Source organism: Nocardioides marmoribigeumensis (assembly GCF_031458325.1).
Classification (GTDB): domain Bacteria; phylum Actinomycetota; class Actinomycetes; order Propionibacteriales; family Nocardioidaceae; genus Marmoricola_A; species Marmoricola_A marmoribigeumensis.
In genome coordinates this window covers 2,464,126-2,481,113 of record NZ_JAVDYG010000001.1, presented here as the reverse complement: position 1 = coordinate 2,481,113, position 16,988 = coordinate 2,464,126, and the positions used below count along the sequence as shown (strand labels likewise).

Sequence of the window (16,988 nt, the reverse complement as noted above, 5' to 3'; positions counted from 1 at the left end):
TCAGCGATCCCGCTCGGCGTAGTCCGCCCACTGGTCGTAGTCGTCCTCGGGAGTCTCGTCCGGCTCCGACGCCCCGGGGGACGACGGGTCACCGGAAGACCCGTGCAGCTCCTTGGCCAGCGCTCCGAAGTCCGCCTCGTGAGTGCGGTACTTCAGGTCGCGGGCGACCTTGGTCTGCTTTGCCTTTGCACGGCCGCGGCCCATAGCCTCCGACCCCCTCGCACATATGGCCGGAGTCATGCAGCGGCCACGGTCCTTCGTCACAACTGAACACGTGGCCGAGATACATGCGTCCGGTCTGACCATCGACTTGTCTCGTGCGGGCAAGGCTACCTGGCTCCTGGTGAATCCCGCACCTCGACCGGCCCAGAAAGCCGCACTCCGGCACGAGACCTGCACCTCACCGGGCCCCGGCCCCGGGCTGTCGCCCGTGGGCTAGCCCGCGGGGTGGGCGCCGACCAGCCGGACCCGGCCCCCGTCGTCGGCGGAGCCGGCCAGCGCGACCTCGCCGCAGACCCACGACCCGACCTCGTGCTCGGCCAGCGTGGCCAGCACCCGGTCGACGTCGTCGGCGTCCACGACCGCCACCATGCCGACACCGCAGTTGAGCGTGCGCTCGAGGTCCTCGCGGGCCACCCCGCCGACCTCCGCGACGAGTCCGAACACGGGCTGGGGGGTCCAGGTGGTGCGGTCGAGGGTGACGCTCACCTCGGCCGGCAGGACACGCTCGAGGTTGGCGGCCAGGCCGCCCCCGGTGATGTGCGACATGGCGTGGGTGCGGGTGCCGCGGGCGAGCGCCAGGCACGCCTTGGCGTAGATGCGCGTCGGCTCGAGCAGCTCCTCGCCCAGCGTGCGGCCGAGCTCGGGGACGTCGCGGTCGAGCGCCCAGCCGGCCTGCTCCAGCAGCACGTGGCGGACCAGGGAGTAGCCGTTGCTGTGGAGCCCGCTGCTGCGCATGGCCACCACCAGGTCGCCCGGCCGGACCCGGCCGGGACCCAGGAGGTGGGTGGCCTCGACGACGCCGGTGGTCGAGCCCGCGACGTCGTACTCGTCGGGCCCGAGGAGCCCGGGGTGCTCGGCGGTCTCGCCGCCGACGAGCGCGCACCCCGCCTCGACGCACGCCTCGGCGATGCCCTGGACGATCGCGGCGATGCGCTCCGGCACGACCCGCCCCGTGGCGATGTAGTCGGTGAGGAACAGCGGCTCGGCGCCGCACACGACCAGGTCGTCGACCAGCATCCCGACCAGGTCGAACCCGATCGTGTGGTGGACGTCCATCGCCTGGGCGACGGCCACCTTGGTGCCGACGCCGTCGGCGCTGGTCGCCAGCAGCGGCCGGTCGTAGGCCTTGAGGGCCGAGGCGTCGAACAGCCCGGCGAAGCCGCCGATGCCCCCGACCATCTCGGGGCGGCGGGCCTTGTCGACCCAGACCTTCATCAGCTCGACGGCCTTGTCGCCGGCCTCGATGGAGACGCCGGCGGCCTCGTAGGTGCTCACGTGTGGCTCCAGTCCAGTCAGGGGTGGTCCAGGGCGCCCGCGGCGCCACCGGAGAGACCGATCGGCACGCCCTCGACGTCGCGTGCCTCGCGCCCGTCGAGGACCCCTGGCAGCGGGGTGTCGCGCTCCAGGACCGGGAGCGAGCGTTCCAGCAGGTGCTTGCCGAGCAGGGCCTCGTCGGGCAGGTCGATGGGGTACTCGCCGTCGAAGCACGCCCGGCACAGCCGCTCCGAGGGCTGCCCCGTCGCGGCGACCATGTCCTCCTGCGAGATGTAGCCCAGGCTGTCGGCGCCGATGCTGGCGCGGATCTCCTCCACGCCGAGGCCGGTGGCGATCAGCTCGGCCCGGGTGGCGAAGTCGATGCCGTAGAAGCAGGGCCACTTCACCGGTGGCGAGGAGATGCGCACGTGGACCTCGAGCGCGCCCGCCTCGCGCAGCATCCGCACCTGCGCACGCTGGGTGTTGCCGCGCACGATCGAGTCGTCGACCACGACCAGCCGCTTGCCGCGGATCACGTGCTCGAGGGCATTGAGCTTGAGCCGGATGCCGAGCTGGCGCAGGGTCTGGGACGGCTGGATGAAGGTGCGGCCGACGTAGGCGTTCTTGACGAACCCCTGGCCGAACGGGATGCCGCTGGCCTCGGCGTAGCCGACCGCGGCAGGGGTGCCGGACTCCGGCACCGGGATGACCAGGTCGGCCTCGACCGGGTGCGACCTGGCCAGGAGCCGACCCATCTCGACACGCGCGGCGTGCACGCTGCGGCCGGCGATCGTGGCGTCGGGGCGGGCGAGGTAGACGTACTCGAACACGCAGCCCTTGGGGGCGGGCTCGGCGAACCTGTGGCTGCGCAAGCCGTTGTCGTCGACGACGACCAGCTCACCCGGCTCGACCTCGCGCACGACGCGCGCGCCCACGGTCGCCAGCGCGGCGTCCTCGCTGGCGACGACCCAGCCCCGCTCGAGCCGGCCGAGCACCAGCGGGCGGATGCCCTGCGGGTCGCGGGCGGCGTAGAGCGTGTGCTCGTCCATGAAGACGAAGGAGAACGCACCCTTGACCGTCGGGAGCACCTCGATCGCGGTCTCCTCGATGGTGCGGTCGGGGTCGCCGGCGAGCAGCGCGGTCACCAGGCTGGTGTCGTTGGTCGCCACGATGTGGTTGCCCTGGCGGGAGGGGGTGTCCAGCTCGCCGCCGATGTGCTTGAGGCGCTCGACCCGGTCGGCGAGCTCGCGCGTGTTGGTCAGGTTGCCGTTGTGGGCCAGGGCGATCGAGCCGTTGGCCGTCGGGCGGAAGGTCGGCTGGGCGTTGTGCCAGGTGCTCGCGCCGGTGGTGCTGTAGCGCGTGTGGCCGATCGCCAGGCCGCCCTGGAGGCTCTCCAGCGTCGACTCGTCGAAGGCCTGGGAGACCAGCCCCATGTCCTTGTAGACCAGGATCTGACGCCCGTTGCTCACCGCGATGCCCGCCGACTCCTGCCCGCGGTGCTGCAGCGAGTAGAGACCGAAGTAGGTGAGCTTGGCGACGTCCTCGCCCGGGGCCCAGACACCGAAGACGCCGCAGGCGTCCTGGGGTCCCTTGTCGGCGGCCGAGGTGGGGTCGAGGTCGTGGTTCAGGCGGCCGTCACCAGGACGGGTGCGTCGAGTCACGCCTCGAGTGTAGGTGCCGGAGGCGGGGTCGGCCGAATCGCGGACCCGCCGGACCCAGCGGGCCCAGCGGGCCCAGCGGACCCGCGGACCCCAGCAGGCTCAGCGGGTGAGGTTGCGCAGCAGCAGGGTCTCGGCCAGGCACGCGCGCCGGAACTCCCCGAGGTGCAGGCCCTCGTCGGTGCTGTGGGCGCGGGTGTCGGGGTCCTCCACGCCCGTCACCAGCACCGACGCCTCCGGGAAGGCCTCCCGGAACGCCGCGATGAACGGGATCGACCCGCCCACGCCGATGTCGACCGGCTCGGTGCCGTCCCACGCCTCGGCGAAGGCCTCGCGCGCCGCGTCGTACGCCGGGCCGGTCGCGTCGATCGCGGTCGGGGAGCCGGTGTCGGTCGCGAGCACCTCGAGCCGCGCCCCCCACGGCACGTGCCGCTCGAGGTGGTCCAGGAGCCGCCCCAGCGCCTCCTTGGCGTCCTGGCCGGGCGCCACGCGCAGCGAGATCGCCGCCCGGGCCCGCGGGACGAGGGTGTTGCTGCACTCGGCGACGCTCGGGGCGTCGATGCCGATCACGTTGACCGTCGGCCTGGTCCACAGCCGCTCGACGATCGAGCCCGAGCCGATGAGCTCGACGCCCTCCAGGGCGGAGGCCTCGGCCCGGAACCGGTCCTCGGGGTAGTCGAGGTCGGAGGCGGGTCCGGCGTGCAGGCCCTCGACCGCGACCTCGCCGGCCTCGTCGTGCAGCGTCGCCAGCAGGCGGCACAGGGTGGTGAGCGCATCGGGCACGGGGCCGCCGAACATGCCGGAGTGGACGCCGTGCTCCAGGGTCGAGACCTCGATGTCGCAGCCCGCGAGGCCGCGCAGGCTGGTGGTGAGGGCCGGGACGCCGACCTCCCAGTTGGTGCTGTCGGCGATCACGATCACGTCGGCGGCGAGGCGGTCGCGGTAGGTCTCGAGGAACGCCTCCAGGGTCGGGGAGCCCTCCTCCTCCTCGCCCTCGACCAGGACGGTCACGCCGACCGGCAGGTCGTCCCCCCAGGCGCGCAGGGCGGCCAGGTGCACGGCGATGCCGGCCTTGTCGTCGGCCGCCCCGCGACCGAACAGCCGCCCGCCGCGCTCGGTCGGCTCGAACGGCGCGCTGGTCCACTCGGTCTCCTCACCGACCGGCTGGACGTCGTGGTGGGCGTAGAGCAGCACGGTCGGCGCACCCTCCGGGGCCGGCCTCGTCCCCAGCACCGCGGGGGCGCCGCCCTCGACGCTGAGCACCTCGACCGCCAGGCCCGCGCCCTCCAGGAGGCGGGCGGTCGCCTCGGCCGACCGGCGTACGTCGTCGGCGTGGGCGGGCAGCGCCCCCACCGACGGGATCCGGACGAGGTCCTCCAGGTCGGCACGGACGGAGGGCAGGACGGCGTCGAGCCGGGCGTGGAGGTCCATGTGCCCTGTCATACCAGGGGTGGCACCAGCGGCAGGTGCTCGCTGAGGTCGGACCTCTCCCCGCTGGCGACCACCCGGCCCGTGGAGACGGCGTCGGACCAGGCCAGGTCACCGAAGGCGAGGGCGAGCCAGGTGTCGGCGTCCATCTCGACGACCGCCGGCGGCGTGCCCCGCTTGTGGGTGGTGCCGCCGATCACCTGCACCGCGGAGTAGGGCGGGACGCGCACCTCGACCGCGCCGCCGGGGGCGCGCCGCTGGAGCACGGCCATCGCGTGCTTGACCAGGAGACGGACGTCGTCCGGCGTGGCGTCGCCGGCACCGAGCCGGGCGCGGGCGGACGACACGGCCGCGGGGTCGGCCTCGCGGAGGCGCGCGGGCACTGCTCCTCCCTCACCGCGGGTCGCCGGGCACACGGTCGTAGCGCTCGAGCACGTCGCGCAGCCGAGCCGCGATCGCGTCGTCGAGCGCGCCCTCGCGCAGCTGCCAGGACCAGTTGCCGGTCGCCTTGCCGGGGACGTTCATGCGGGCCGCGCTGCCCAGGCCCAGCAGGTCCTGGGCGGGTACGACGGCCAGGCGGCTCACCGAGGCCATCGCCGTGCGCATCAACGGCCACGGCATGTCGTCGGTGGGACCGACCAGGTGGCCGCGGATCCGGACCCGGGTGCGGTCGTCGACCTCGCTGAGCCAGCCGACGCTCGTGTCGTTGTCGTGGGTGCCGGTGTAGACCACGCCGAGGTGGTCGTGGTGGTGCGGCAGGTGGGGGTTGGCGGGGTTGCCGTCGAAGGCGAACTGCAGGACCTTCATGCCGGGCAGCCCGAACCGCAGGCGCAGCGCCTCGACCTCGGGCGTGATCACCCCGAGGTCCTCGGCCACCAGGTGGCCCTCGCCGGCCTCGGCGACCAGGGCGGTGAGGACCTCGACGCCGGGGGACGCGACCCACTCGCCCTCGCGCGCGGTCTCCGCCGACGCCGGGATGTGCCAGGACGCCTCCAGGCCGCGGAAGTGGTCGATGCGCACCAGGTCGAACAGGTCGCGCTGGCGCGCGATCCGGCGACGCCACCAGGCGAAGCCGTCCTCGCGCATCACGTCCCAGTCGTAGTGGGGGTTGTTCCAGCGCTGGCCGTCCTGGGCGAAGTAGTCCGGCGGCACCCCGGTGACGGTGCGCGGGGCGCCGGTCTCGTCGAGGTCGAACTGCGCGCGGTCGACCCACACGTCGGCGCTGTCGTGGGAGACGAAGATCGGCAGGTCGCCGAAGACGAGCACCCCGCGCTCGGCGGCGTAGTCGCGCAGCTCCTGCCACTGGGTATCGAAGAGGTACTGCTCGAACTGCAGCACCCGCAGGCGGTCCTGCAGCGGGGCGAGCGCCTTGTCGAGGGCGTCGGCGTCGCGGTCGCGCAGCCCGGGCTCCCAGTCGTGCCACGAGGTGCCGCCGAGCGACTCGCGCAGCGCGACGAAGTCGGTGTAGTCGCCGAGCCAGTCGTCGTGCTCGTCGACCCAGGACAGGAAGTGCTCGCGCTGCTCCTGCCGCTCGCCGGCCTCCACCTCGGACTGCCACAGCCGCACCGCGCGGGTGCGGGCCTCGGCGCGGCTGATCTCGCCGGAGGCCACCTGGGCGAGGTCGTCGTCGCGCAGCAGCCCACGGTCGGCCAGCCAGTCGAGGCTGACCAGCTCGGGGTTGCCCGCGAGGGCGGAGAGGCCGTTGTAGGGCGAGCGGTCCTCGGCGTGCGTGGGGACCAGCGGGAGCACCTGCCACACGGTCACGCCCGCGGCGGCGAGGAAGTCGACGAAGCGGTAGGCCGCGTGGCCCAGGTCGCCCGTGCCGTAGGGGGACGGGAGCGAGGTGACGTGCAGCAGGACCCCTGCCCGGCGTACGTCGAGAGGCAGGTCGGGAGGCACGTCGGCCGGTCGGTGCTGGTCGTCCGGGACCGAGGGGGTGTCCTCCATGCCCTCAGATTGTCACACCGCGACGCGGCCGGGACGGACCAGGGCGGGGTCCCACGATCCGCCCCGCGCTGTGGTTAGAGTCTCGGCCCATGTCCGGACCTGTCCGAACTACTTCCCCTCCGTCCCCCGTCCGCCGCACGATGCACACCCTGCTCGCCATGCTCGCCACGGCCACGCTGCTCGTGGTCGCCGCGGGCCTGCCGTCGTCGGCGGGCGCCGCTGTCGTGCGCGGCCCCGACCCCGGCAGCGGCTTCGGCTACGGCTTCGACGCCTGCGACGCGCCTTCCCAGCGGGCCATGAACGCCTGGAACCAGCACTCGCACTTCTCGGCGGTCGGCATCTACATCGCCGGGATGAACCGCGCGTGCTCCTCCCAGCCCCACCTCGACCGCCGCTGGGTGCGCACCCAGAAGGCGCGTGGGTGGAAGCTGCTGCCGCTGGTCGTCGGGCGCCAGGCCTCCTGCGCCCCCCGGGGCCTCTATCGCGGCAAGCGGATCTCGCCGAGGCCGGCCGGGCTCTACCGCCAGGCGCGCGGCCAGGGGGCCGACGCCGCGCGCGGTGCGGCGCGGGCCGCCCGCCACCTCGGCATCCGCGAGGGCTCGGTGCTGTGGTTCGACCTCGAGGGCTTCGACACCACCCGCACCCACTGCCGCCGCTCGGCGCTCCACTTCGTCAGCGGGTGGAGCCGTCAGGTGCGGCGGGACGGGTTCCGGTCGGGGCTCTACTCCAGCGCCTCGACCCTGCGGATGCTCGGCCCGGCGCGCGCCTACCCCGACGTCTTCAGCCTCCCGGGCTACCTGTGGTTCGCCCACTGGAACGGCCGGGCGACGGTCGCCACGAAGTACCTCAGCAACAACCACTGGATGCCGCACCGGCGGGTCCACCAGTTCCGCGGCGGCCACTCCGAGCGCCACGGCGGTCGCCGCCTGGTGATCGACAGCAACTACTACTCGGTCGGCCAGGGCATCTGGATCGGCAAGGAGCAGCGGCGCTCGCACTGCGGGGTCCGGATCTCCTACGGCCGCTACGAGACGATGCGGCCCGGCGCCCGTGGCCCGGGCGTGCGTGCGGCCCAGTGCGTGCTGCGCGACGGCCGCCACTACCGCGGCCGGCTCACCGGGCGCTACGACCGTCGTACGACCAGGGCGGTGCGGCACTTCCAGGCCGTGCACCCGCGCCTGCGGGCGACCGGCGTCCTCACCCGCGGCACGTGGACCGCGCTGCTCTCCCGCGGTGACCGGCCGGCGCTGAAGTACGGCAGCCAGGGCACCGCCGTACGCCGGCTCCAGCGCGCGCTCAACGCCGCCACGCGCGCCTCGGTCGCCGTCGACGGGATCTTCGGGCTCGGGGACGCCCGCGTGGTGGAGCGCTACCAGCGCCGCCACCACCTTCCCGCCACCGGGGTGGTGAGCGCGCGCACGTGGCGGCTGCTCCAGCGCGGCAACCTGTGAATGATGTGACTTTTGTGAAAGTTGGGACACAAGGGGCGTGAGTCTTCTACTGTTGTCCACGTGAGGGCCGGACGGGACCCGGCGCGGCGACCTCCCAACGAACGTCGTCGACGCAGCTCCCGACTCCCGGGGCGAGCTACTCCCATAGGTCACCCCAACCGCGTCGGCAACGGCCGTCGCCGGGCCGTCCGGGACACCTCACCTCCCGCCCCCTCGGGCACCCCCCGGGGAGACCCGTCGATCTGCGCATTCCGCCCAACAGGTGGGACGGATGTGACTACAGTGACCGGGCCTTCCCTGACCTGAGGAGCCCTCCATGCGCCCCACCCGACGCCGGATCCGTCTCGTCCTCGCCACGCTCAGCGCCACCGTGGCGACGCTCGCCTCCGCGACCCTCGTCGCGCCGGCCGCCGTGGCGGACAACCGGGCCACGCCCGGCAACTTCACCGGCTACGGCTTCGACCAGTGCGTGGCCCCGAGCCAGAGCGCGATGGACGCCTGGCTCACCGGCTCGCCGTACTGGGCGGTCGGCATCTACATCTCCGGCAAGTCGCGGGCGTGCCGCAACCAGCCCAACCTCACCCCCACCTGGGTCTCCACCCAGCTGCGCAAGGGCTGGCGGCTCCTGCCGATCACCCTGGGTCCCCAGGCCTCGTGCTCCACCCGCTTCCCGCGCTACAAGGACGACCCCACGATCAGCCCCGACCCGACGCGCAACTACCTCAAGGCACGCCGGATGGGCCGCGCCGAGGCGCAGAGCACCGTCGACGCCGCCCGGGCGCTGGGGCTCGTCGCCGGCAGCACGCTGTGGTACGACCTCGAGGCCTTCGACACCGGCCGTACGACGTGTCGCGAGTCCGCGATCCGCTTCGTCGGGGCGTGGAACCGCCGCATGCACGAGCTCGGCTACGTCGCCGGCTTCTACTCCTCCGCCGCCTCTGGCATCAAGATGCTCGACGACGTGCGGGTCGACCGGCCCACCCTCATCCCGCTGCCCGACCGCGTCTGGATCGCGGACTGGAACGGGCGCGCCGATGTCGAGTCGTCGTACATCCGCAGCGACGGGTGGAGGCCGGGCGACCGCATGCACCAGTACCGCGGCGGCCACGACGAGACCTACAACGGCGTCCGGATCAACATCGACTCCAACTTCCTGCGGATGGGCAACGGGTCGCGCCCGACCACCCGGCGCGAGTACTGCGGCGGCCTGAAGATGAACTACGGCCGCTACGTCACCCAGAAGCCCGGCATGACCGGCGCCCAGGTCAAGGCGCTGCAGTGCCTGCTCACCCAGCAGGGCTTCTACGAGGGCACGCTCACCGGCTCCATGGACCCCGCGACCGTCGCCGCGGTGCAGGCCGCCCGCAAGGCTCGCAGGATCCCGACGGGCACCTCGGCCGGCCCCCGCGTCTGGGCCGCGTTGCTCGCGTGGCGCGCGGGCGGGCTGAAGAAGTACGGCGCCTCGGGCGAGAACGTGCGCAAGCTGCAGCGGGCGCTCAACGCGCTCTACCCCATGTCCTCGCCGGTCAACGGCTGGCTCGAGGGCCGCACCACGGCCGCGGTGAAGCGCTACCAGGCCGACCTGGGGGTCACGCCCACCGGCGTGGTGGTCGGCGACCTGTGGACCCAGCTGAAGGTCGGCCGCAGGGGCTGATCCCCACCCGCGTGCGGGGCCGTCCCGGCCCCGCCCTCAGGGCTGCCCGCCCGAGCCTGTCCGGGCAGCCCTGATCCGCCAGCGCCGCGGGGGACGGCGCCGGGGGTGGCGGAGAGGGTGGCGACTGCGCTCCGACCGGAACGCGAACGTCCGGGGTGTCGGTCGGAGCGGTCTCCGTCGCCGTGTCGTCGTCGGTGCCGCTCAAGGGGGTGTGGCGCGGCACCACGGGGTGACATGACTTAATTTGACACGTCTCCTGGCAAATGTCACCTCGTTGCGTCAAGATCGTCTGACCGGAGGAGGGGAACCTCCGCCTTTCTGACCGTCCGAACGCCCGTGGAGGTGTGCCATGACGACCGAGCAGCCCTTGCTCGGGTGGGAGCCGACCCTCGCCGAGCGACTGCGTGGGATCGACCCCGCCCTCCTCGGGCGCCGCGTGCGCGCGGCCCGCGTGGCCGCCGGGCTCACGCAGACCGACGCCGGCGGCCCCGAGCTCTCCACCGCCTACGTCTCGCGCATCGAGGCCGGCGCGCGCCGGCCGTCGGCCCGCGCGCTGCAGACGCTGGCCGAGCGGACGGGCACGACCCCGGACGTCCTCCTGCGCTCACCCGAGGACGACCCGGCCACCACCGAGCTCCGCCTGACCCTCGACTACGCCGAGCTCGCCCTCGAGACGGGCGAGGCCCAGGAGGCGGTCTCGCAGGTGAGCACCGCCCTGGGCCACCTGCCGGAGGGCTCACCCCTGCGCGAGCGCGCCCTCTTCCTGCACGGCCGCGCCCTCGAGGCGACCGGCCGGCTGGCCCAGGCCGTGACCGTCCTCGAGCAGGTCGTGGCCGCCGACGGGGCGCACGCCCTGCGGGCCACGATCGCGCTGTGCCGCTGCCTGCGGGAGAGCGGCGAGCTCGACCGCGCGATCGACGAGGGCGACGCCGCCCTGGCCCGCCTGCGCGAGACACCGCTCTACGGCACCGACGAGTCGATCCAGCTCGTCGCGACCGTCGCCTCGTGCTACTTCGAGAGCGGCGACGTGACGACGGCGGCCCGGCTGTGCCGCGAGGCGGTCGCGACCGCCGAGCAGCTCGGGTCGGCGACCGCCCGTGCCTCGGCGTACTGGAACGCCAGCATCGTGGAGTCGCACCGCGGACGCGTCGACTCCGCGGTCTTCCAGGCCCAGCGCGCGCTCAGCCTGCTCGGCGAGGGTCGCGACGCCCGCAACCTGGCGCGGCTGCGCATCCAGCTCGGCATCCTGCAGCTGCGCAGCGTCCCGCCGGCGGTCGCCGAGGCCCTCTCGACCCTGCGGCAGGCTGAGACCGAGCTGCAGGAGTCCAGCGCGGCGCCGGCCGACCTCGGTCACGTCCGCGCCGCCCTGGCGAGGGCGCACCTGCTCGACGGCGACCTGCTCGCGGCCTCGGAGGTCGCGGAGCAGGCACGGGCCACCGAGGCGGACGAGATGCCCCTGGCCAAGGCCGAGGCGGCTGCCGTCCTGGGTCAGGTGGCGGTGCTCGAGGGCGACACCGAGCGCGCGAAGAGCCTGTGCGCCGAGGCGGCCCTGCTGCTGAGCGCTGCCGGCGCCGACCGGGCCACGGCCCAGGTCTGGTACGAGCTCGCGATGTGCCTGGAGCAGGCGGGGGCGACCGCAGAGGCGCTCGACGCCTACCGGCGTGCGGCGGCCTCGACCGGTCTCACCACTCCTGCCGTGGCGTTCCGGTCCTCGGTGTCGGTGACCAGTGAGCGCTGAGCCCGGGGCTCAGCAGCACCACACGTCCTTGGCCTGAGCGGTCTCGGTCCCGAGGACCGCGGGAGCCGCGACGGCGGTGACGACGAACAGACCGCTGACGATGGCGCGCACGAGCTTCGACATGTGATTTCCTCCCGACGTCGCGCGCCCTGGTGGCGTGCGTTCAGGAGAAGTCAAAGTGTCTTGTCAAGAATTGGCAAGCGAACCGCCCAAAACGTGACCCCTGACGTCTCAGGGGTCACATCAGTCGCGAAACGGACACCGTGGTCCGGTCCAGTCCGCCTGGTCTGGGCCGGAGAGCTCAGCCGCCGAGGGCGGCCGGGAGCGTCGTGGCCCAGACCGCACGCAGCTCGGCGAGCGGCACGGTGAAGGAGCCCTCGACCTCCAGCGCCGCGTCGTCCCCCTGGCCGGTGGTCGCGCCCAGGCGGGTCACCGGGACGCCGTGCTCCCCCGCCAGGGAGACGACCCGCTCCTCGTCCTGGGGGTCGACGGCCACGAGGGCCCGGCCGGCCGACTCGGCGAACAGCGCCACGAAGGGATCGCCCTCGGGCGCCACGCGGACGCCGACCCCGCGCCGCAGCGCGGCCTCGACCAGCGCCTGGGCCAGGCCGCCGTCGGAGAGGTCGTGGGCCGCCCCGAGCAGGCCGGCGGCCCCGGCCTCGGCGAGGAAGGCCGCGAGCGCCTGCTCGGCGGCCAGGTCGACGCGGGGCGGGAGCCCGCCCAGGTGCCCGTGGACCACGTGGGCCCACTCCGAGCCCGAGAGCTCCTCACCGGTGGTGCCCAGCAGCAGCACCGTCTGGCCGGGGCCGAAGCCGGTCGGCACGCGGCGGCGTACGTCCTCGATGGTGCCGAGCACCGCCACCACCGGCGTCGGCAGGATCGCGGTGTCGCCGGTCTGGTTGTAGAGGCTGACGTTGCCCCCGGTGACCGGGACGCCGAGCTCGCGGCAGCCGTCGGCGAGGCCGCGCACGGCCTCGGCGAACTGCCACATCACGTCGGGGTCCTCGGGCGAGCCGAAGTTGAGGCAGTCGCTGACCGCGAGCGGGCGCGCGCCGGTGACCGCGACGTTGCGGTAGGCCTCGGCCAGCGCGAGCTGGGCGCCGGCGTAGGGGTCGAGCTTGGCGAAGCGGCCGTTGCAGTCGGTGGCCAGGGCGACGCCGAGACCGGTCTCCTCGTCGACGCGGACCATGCCGGCGTCCTCGGGCTGGGCCAGCACGGTGTTGCCGAGGACGTAGCGGTCGTACTGGTCGGTGATCCACGACCGGTCACAGAGGTTGGGGCTGCCGACCAGGCGCAGCAGGGTCTCGCGCAGCTCCTCGCCCGAGCCGGGCCTCGGCAGCGCCTCGGCCGCGTCGGACTGGAGGGCGTCCTGCCAGGACGGGCGGGCGAACGGGCGCTGGTAGACCGGGCCCTCGTGGGCGACGGTGCGGGGCGGGACGTCGACGACGACCTCACCGTGCCACTCGATCACCAGGCGTCCGTCCTCGGTGACCTCGCCGATGACGGTCGCGTCGACCTCCCAGCGCTCGCAGATCTCCAGGAACCGCTCGGCCTTGGCGGGCTCGACGACCGCCATCATGCGCTCCTGGGACTCGCTCATCAGGATCTCCTCGGGGGAGAGCGAGGAGTCGCGCAGCGGGACACGGTCGAGGTGGACGCGCATGCCGCCGTCGCCGGCCGAGGCCAGCTCGGAGGTCGCGCAGGACAGGCCCGCACCGCCGAGGTCCTGGATGCCGACGACCAGACCCTCCTTGAAGAGGTCGAGGGTGCACTCGATGAGCAGCTTCTCCTGGAACGGGTCGCCCACCTGGACGCTGGGTCGCTTGGCGGGACCCCCCTTCCCGTCGGCCCCTGCGTCGAAGGTCTCGGAGGCGAGCACGGACACGCCGCCGATGCCGTCGCCGCCGGTCCTGGCGCCGTACAGGACGACGAGGTTGCCGGCGCCGGAGGCCTTGGCCAGGTGGATCTCCTCGTGGCGCATCACGCCGACGCACAGCGCGTTGACCAGCGGGTTGCCGAGGTAGGTCGGGTCGAAGATCGCCTCGCCGCCGATGTTGGGCAGGCCCAGGCAGTTGCCGTAGCCGCCCACGCCGGCCACGATCCCCGGCAGGACGCGGTGGGTGTCGGGCTCGTCCAGCGGCCCGAAGCGCAGCGGGTCCATCACGGCCACGGGTCGCGCGCCCATCGAGAGGATGTCGCGCACGATGCCGCCCACGCCGGTCGCGGCGCCCTGGTAGGGCTCGACGTACGACGGGTGGTTGTGCGACTCGATCTTGAACGTCACCGCGTAGCCCTGGCCGATGTCGACCACGCCGGCGTTCTCGCCCATGCCGACCATCAGCGGGGCGCGCATCTCGTCGGTGACCTTCTCGCCAAACTGGCGCAGGTGGACCTTGGAGGACTTGTAGGAGCAGTGCTCGCTCCACATCACGGAGTACATCGCCAACTCGGAGCTGGTCGGCCGCCGCCCGAGGATCTCGCGGATCTGGGCGTACTCGTCGGACTTGAGCCCGAGCTCCGCCCACGGCTGGCCGCGGTCGGGGTCGGACTGGGCGGAGACGACGGTGTCGAGGGCGGCCACGGGCCTCAATCTATCCGGCGGACGAGTCGGCGCCGTCCTCGGCCGAGCCCGCCGAGACGCCCCGGTGGCACGATGGGACGACGCTCTCGGAAGGACCCCGGTCATGACCTCCAGTGCTCCCCGTCTCTCCCGCCGCTCGCTGCTGGCCGGTTCGGCCGCGACCGCGACCGCCTTCACCCTGATGAGCGACCGCGCCGACGCCCGGCCGCTCATCGGCTCGACCCTCGCCCGGGGCCTGGCCGTGCCGTGGGGTCTGGCGTTCCTGCCCAACGGGGACGCGCTGGTGACCGAGCGCGAGTCGGGCCGTGTGCACCGCGTGCGCAGGACGGGCGGACGGCACCAGGTCGGTGACGTCGCCGGCGTGCAGGACCACGGCGAGGGCGGCCTGATGGGCGTCGCCCTCTCGCCGACGTTCCGCTCCGACCGGCACGTGTTCTTCTACCTGACCGGCTCCAGCGACAACCGCGTCATCCGGATGACCTACCGCACCACCGGCACCCTGGGCGACCGGCGCACGATCCTGGCCGGCATCCCCAGGAGCACCAACCACGACGGCGGGCAGCTGCTGTTCGGGCCCAGTGGCAAGCTCTACGTCTCCACCGGTGACGCGCTCGACCGCTCGCAGGCGCAGAACCGCAACGCCCTCAACGGCAAGATCCTGCGGATCGACCCCGACGGCTCGACGCCGTCGGACAACCCGTTCGGCAACCGGGTCTGGACGCTGGGGCACCGCAACGTGCAGGGCCTCGCCATCGACTCGCGCCACCGCCTGTGGGCCACCGAGCTCGGCGAGAACGACCGCGACGAGCTCAACCGCATCGTCAAGGGCCACGACTACGGCTGGCCCACCGTCGAGGGCGGTGACGGGCCGGGCGGCTTCCACGACCCCTACGTCACCTGGTCGCCGACCGACACCTGCTCCCCCAGCGGGCTGGCGATCGCACGCGGCGCCGCCTGGGTCGGCGCGCTGCACGGCGCGTGCCTGTGGCGGGTCGACATCAGCGGCACCGGGGCGCGCACCAAGACCCGCTACTTCCACGACACGCTGGGGCGGATCCGGGCCGTGGCCGCGGCCCCCGACGGCTCGCTGTGGGTGACCACCAGCAACCGCGACGGCCGGGGGCGCCCCCGCACCGGCGACGACAAGGTCGTCCGGATCCGCTTCACCTGACGGGGGTCCCTCCGGGACGACAGCCCGGGCCCTGGCAACCCCTCCACGCCGACATGCCGCCTCCCACGCTGGATTCACCATGGGAACGAGCAGGTCCCCTGCATACCCAGGGAAACCGACCTGCAGCCGTCAGCGCTGCAGGAGGTACGCCGCGGCGCCGGCCCGCAGGTTGCCGCCGGCCTGGCGGCGCAGCGGCGAGCCCGACTCGTCGAGGAGGACCCGCTGCTCGACGTCCCACCTCGTGCGCGCGAACAGCGCCTCCATGTCGGGGAGGGTCGCGAGGTGGATGTTGGGGGTGTCGAACCACTCGTGCGGCAGCGCGCGGGAGACCGGCATCCGTCCGCGCACGGCGAGGAACGCGCGGTGCTTCCAGAGACCGAAGTTGGGCACCGAGACCACGCAGCGCCGACCGATGCGGCGGATCTCGGTGAGCACGTCGGCCGGCCGGTGCAGGGCCTGGAGGGTGCGCGAGAGCACCACGACGTCGTAGGTGTCGTCGGCGAACTCGCCGAGGTCGTGGTCGACGTCGAGCTCGATCACCGAGACCCCGGAGCGGATCGCCCCGAGCACGGCCTCCTCGTCGGTGTCGACACCGGTGCCGCGGCACCCGCGGGTGGCCAGGTGGGACAGCAGCTCCCCCGCACCGCAGCCGAGGTCGAGGACGCGGCTGCCGTCGGGGACGAGGCCGGAGACCACGCGGAGGTCGTTGCGCATCACGCGCCGCCCCGCTGGGCCCGGCAGTCGTCGGCGTGGTCGAGGAAGGCCTGCACCGTCGGGTGGTAGCCCGGTGGCTGGAGGAGGAAGGAGTCGTGGCCCCACGGCGAGCGGATCTCCCGGAAGGAGACCGGCACGCCGGCGTGCTCCAGCGTCCGCACGATCTCGCGGCTGTGGGACGTGCTGAACCGCCAGTCGGTGTCGAAGGAGACCACGAGGAAGTGGGTCCCGCCCGCGGCGACCCGCGTCACCGCGTCGGGGTCGGCGAACGGGTCGTAGTAGTCCATGACCCGGGTGAGGTAGAGGTAGCTCATCGCGTCGAAGCGGTCGAGGAACGAGCGCCCCTGGTGGGCGAGGTAGCTCTCCACCTGGAAGTCGACGCCGAACCGGAAGCCGGGCTCCTCCCCCTGCTGGAGACGGCGCCCGAACTTCTCGGTCATCGCCTCGTCGGAGAGGTAGGTGATGTGGGCCATCATCCGCGCGATGGCGAGGCCGATCTCCGGTTTCTTGTCGGACTCAAAATAATGCCCGTCCTGGAAGTCCGGGTCGCGCATGATCGCCTCGCGGGCGACCGCCGAGAACGCGATGTTCTGCGCGGAGAGCCGCGCGCTGGCCGCGACCACGACGGCGTGCTCGATCTGCTCGGGGTGCTCGACCGCCCACTGCAGGACCTGCATGCCGCCCAGTGAGCCGCCGACCGCGGCCATCACCCGCTCGATGCCGAGGTGGTCGAGCAGCGCGCGGTGCACCGCCACGAAGTCGCTCATCTGCAGGATCGGGAAGTCGCGGCCGTAGGAGTGCCCCGTCTCCGGGTTGGGCGACGACGGCCCGGTCGTGCCCTGGCAGCCGCCGAGCAGGTTGGGACACACGACGAAGAACCGGTCGGTGTCCACCGGCTTGCCGGGCCCGATCAGGTTGTCCCACCAGCCGCGACGACCGTCGTCGGGGTGCTCCCCCGCGGCGTGGGCGTCCCCGGTCAGTGCGTGACAGACGAACACCACGTTGTCGCGCTCGGGCGACAGCTCGCCGTAGGTCTCGAAGGCGACCTCGACCGGACCCAGCGTCCGGCCACCGGCAAGGCGCAGGGGGTCGTCCTCGGTGAAGAGGACGACCCGCTGCGGCTTGGTGAGTCCGAGGGTGGCCATCTGGAAAAGGCTACCGACCGGCCGG

The 16,988-nt window shown here is 73.3% G+C and carries 13 protein-coding genes; 4 read left to right on the top strand and 9 right to left on the bottom strand.

The window, feature by feature from the left end; all coding sequences use genetic code 11:
• From J2S63_RS11835 to malQ, 6 genes are all read right to left on the bottom strand, one after another.
• Nucleotides 1-204 carry a DUF3073 domain-containing protein gene (locus J2S63_RS11835; RefSeq protein ID WP_310302263.1) on the bottom strand — a complete coding sequence of 68 codons (204 nt, stop codon included), beginning with the start codon at nucleotides 202-204 and terminating at the stop codon, nucleotides 1-3.
• A 231-nt stretch (nucleotides 205-435) separates the two neighbouring features.
• Nucleotides 436-1,497: a phosphoribosylformylglycinamidine cyclo-ligase gene (gene purM / locus J2S63_RS11830; protein WP_310302259.1), complete on the bottom strand. Its 1,062-nt coding sequence runs from the start codon at nucleotides 1,495-1,497 to the stop codon at nucleotides 436-438.
• 17 nt (nucleotides 1,498-1,514) lie between these two features.
• Nucleotides 1,515-3,137: an amidophosphoribosyltransferase gene (gene purF / locus J2S63_RS11825; RefSeq protein ID WP_310302256.1), complete on the bottom strand. Its 1,623-nt coding sequence runs from the start codon at nucleotides 3,135-3,137 to the stop codon at nucleotides 1,515-1,517.
• A 99-nt stretch (nucleotides 3,138-3,236) separates the two neighbouring features.
• Nucleotides 3,237-4,565 (bottom strand): dipeptidase, encoded by a 1,329-nt coding sequence (locus J2S63_RS11820; protein WP_310302252.1) that lies wholly within the window; start codon nucleotides 4,563-4,565, stop codon nucleotides 3,237-3,239.
• An 8-nt stretch (nucleotides 4,566-4,573) separates the two neighbouring features.
• A complete protein-coding gene (locus J2S63_RS11815) occupies nucleotides 4,574-4,945 on the bottom strand; it encodes a sterol carrier family protein (RefSeq protein WP_310302249.1) in 372 nt (123 codons plus the stop codon).
• 10 nt (nucleotides 4,946-4,955) lie between these two features.
• Nucleotides 4,956-6,509 carry a 4-alpha-glucanotransferase gene (gene malQ, locus J2S63_RS11810; protein ID WP_310302246.1) on the bottom strand — a complete coding sequence of 518 codons (1,554 nt, stop codon included), beginning with the start codon at nucleotides 6,507-6,509 and terminating at the stop codon, nucleotides 4,956-4,958.
• Nucleotides 6,510-6,667: 158 nt separating this feature from the next.
• Here malQ and J2S63_RS11805 point away from each other — a divergent pair, with 158 nt between their 5' ends.
• From J2S63_RS11805 to J2S63_RS11795, 3 genes are all read left to right on the top strand, one after another.
• Nucleotides 6,668-7,960 carry a glycoside hydrolase domain-containing protein gene (locus J2S63_RS11805; protein ID WP_310302243.1) on the top strand — a complete coding sequence of 431 codons (1,293 nt, stop codon included), beginning with the start codon at nucleotides 6,668-6,670 and terminating at the stop codon, nucleotides 7,958-7,960.
• A gap of 316 nt (nucleotides 7,961-8,276) precedes the next feature.
• A complete protein-coding gene (locus J2S63_RS11800) occupies nucleotides 8,277-9,614 on the top strand; it encodes a glycoside hydrolase domain-containing protein (RefSeq protein ID WP_310302240.1) in 1,338 nt (445 codons plus the stop codon).
• A gap of 349 nt (nucleotides 9,615-9,963) precedes the next feature.
• Entirely contained in the window at nucleotides 9,964-11,352 is a 1,389-nt protein-coding gene (locus J2S63_RS11795; RefSeq protein WP_310302237.1) for a helix-turn-helix domain-containing protein, read from the top strand.
• A gap of 301 nt (nucleotides 11,353-11,653) precedes the next feature.
• Here the strand turns inward: J2S63_RS11795 and purL are convergent, their stop codons facing one another.
• The gene (purL, locus tag J2S63_RS11790; RefSeq protein WP_310302234.1) at nucleotides 11,654-13,933 is read right to left on the bottom strand and encodes a phosphoribosylformylglycinamidine synthase subunit PurL; all 2,280 of its coding nucleotides are present in this window, start codon (nucleotides 13,931-13,933) and stop codon (nucleotides 11,654-11,656) included.
• A 103-nt stretch (nucleotides 13,934-14,036) separates the two neighbouring features.
• On the opposite strand from purL, the gene J2S63_RS11785 reads away from it, so the two are divergent.
• A complete protein-coding gene (locus J2S63_RS11785; RefSeq protein ID WP_310302231.1) occupies nucleotides 14,037-15,104 on the top strand; it encodes a PQQ-dependent sugar dehydrogenase in 1,068 nt (355 codons plus the stop codon).
• A gap of 129 nt (nucleotides 15,105-15,233) precedes the next feature.
• On the opposite strand, the gene metW is transcribed toward J2S63_RS11785, so the two are convergent.
• Nucleotides 15,234-15,818: a methionine biosynthesis protein MetW gene (metW, locus tag J2S63_RS11780; RefSeq protein WP_310302228.1), complete on the bottom strand. Its 585-nt coding sequence runs from the start codon at nucleotides 15,816-15,818 to the stop codon at nucleotides 15,234-15,236.
• Nucleotides 15,818-16,963, bottom strand: coding sequence for a homoserine O-acetyltransferase MetX (metX, locus tag J2S63_RS11775; protein WP_310302225.1), 1,146 nt, complete (start codon nucleotides 16,961-16,963; stop codon nucleotides 15,818-15,820). Before metX ends, metW begins: the two co-directional genes overlap by 1 nt.
• Nucleotides 16,964-16,988: the final 25 nt, after the last annotated feature.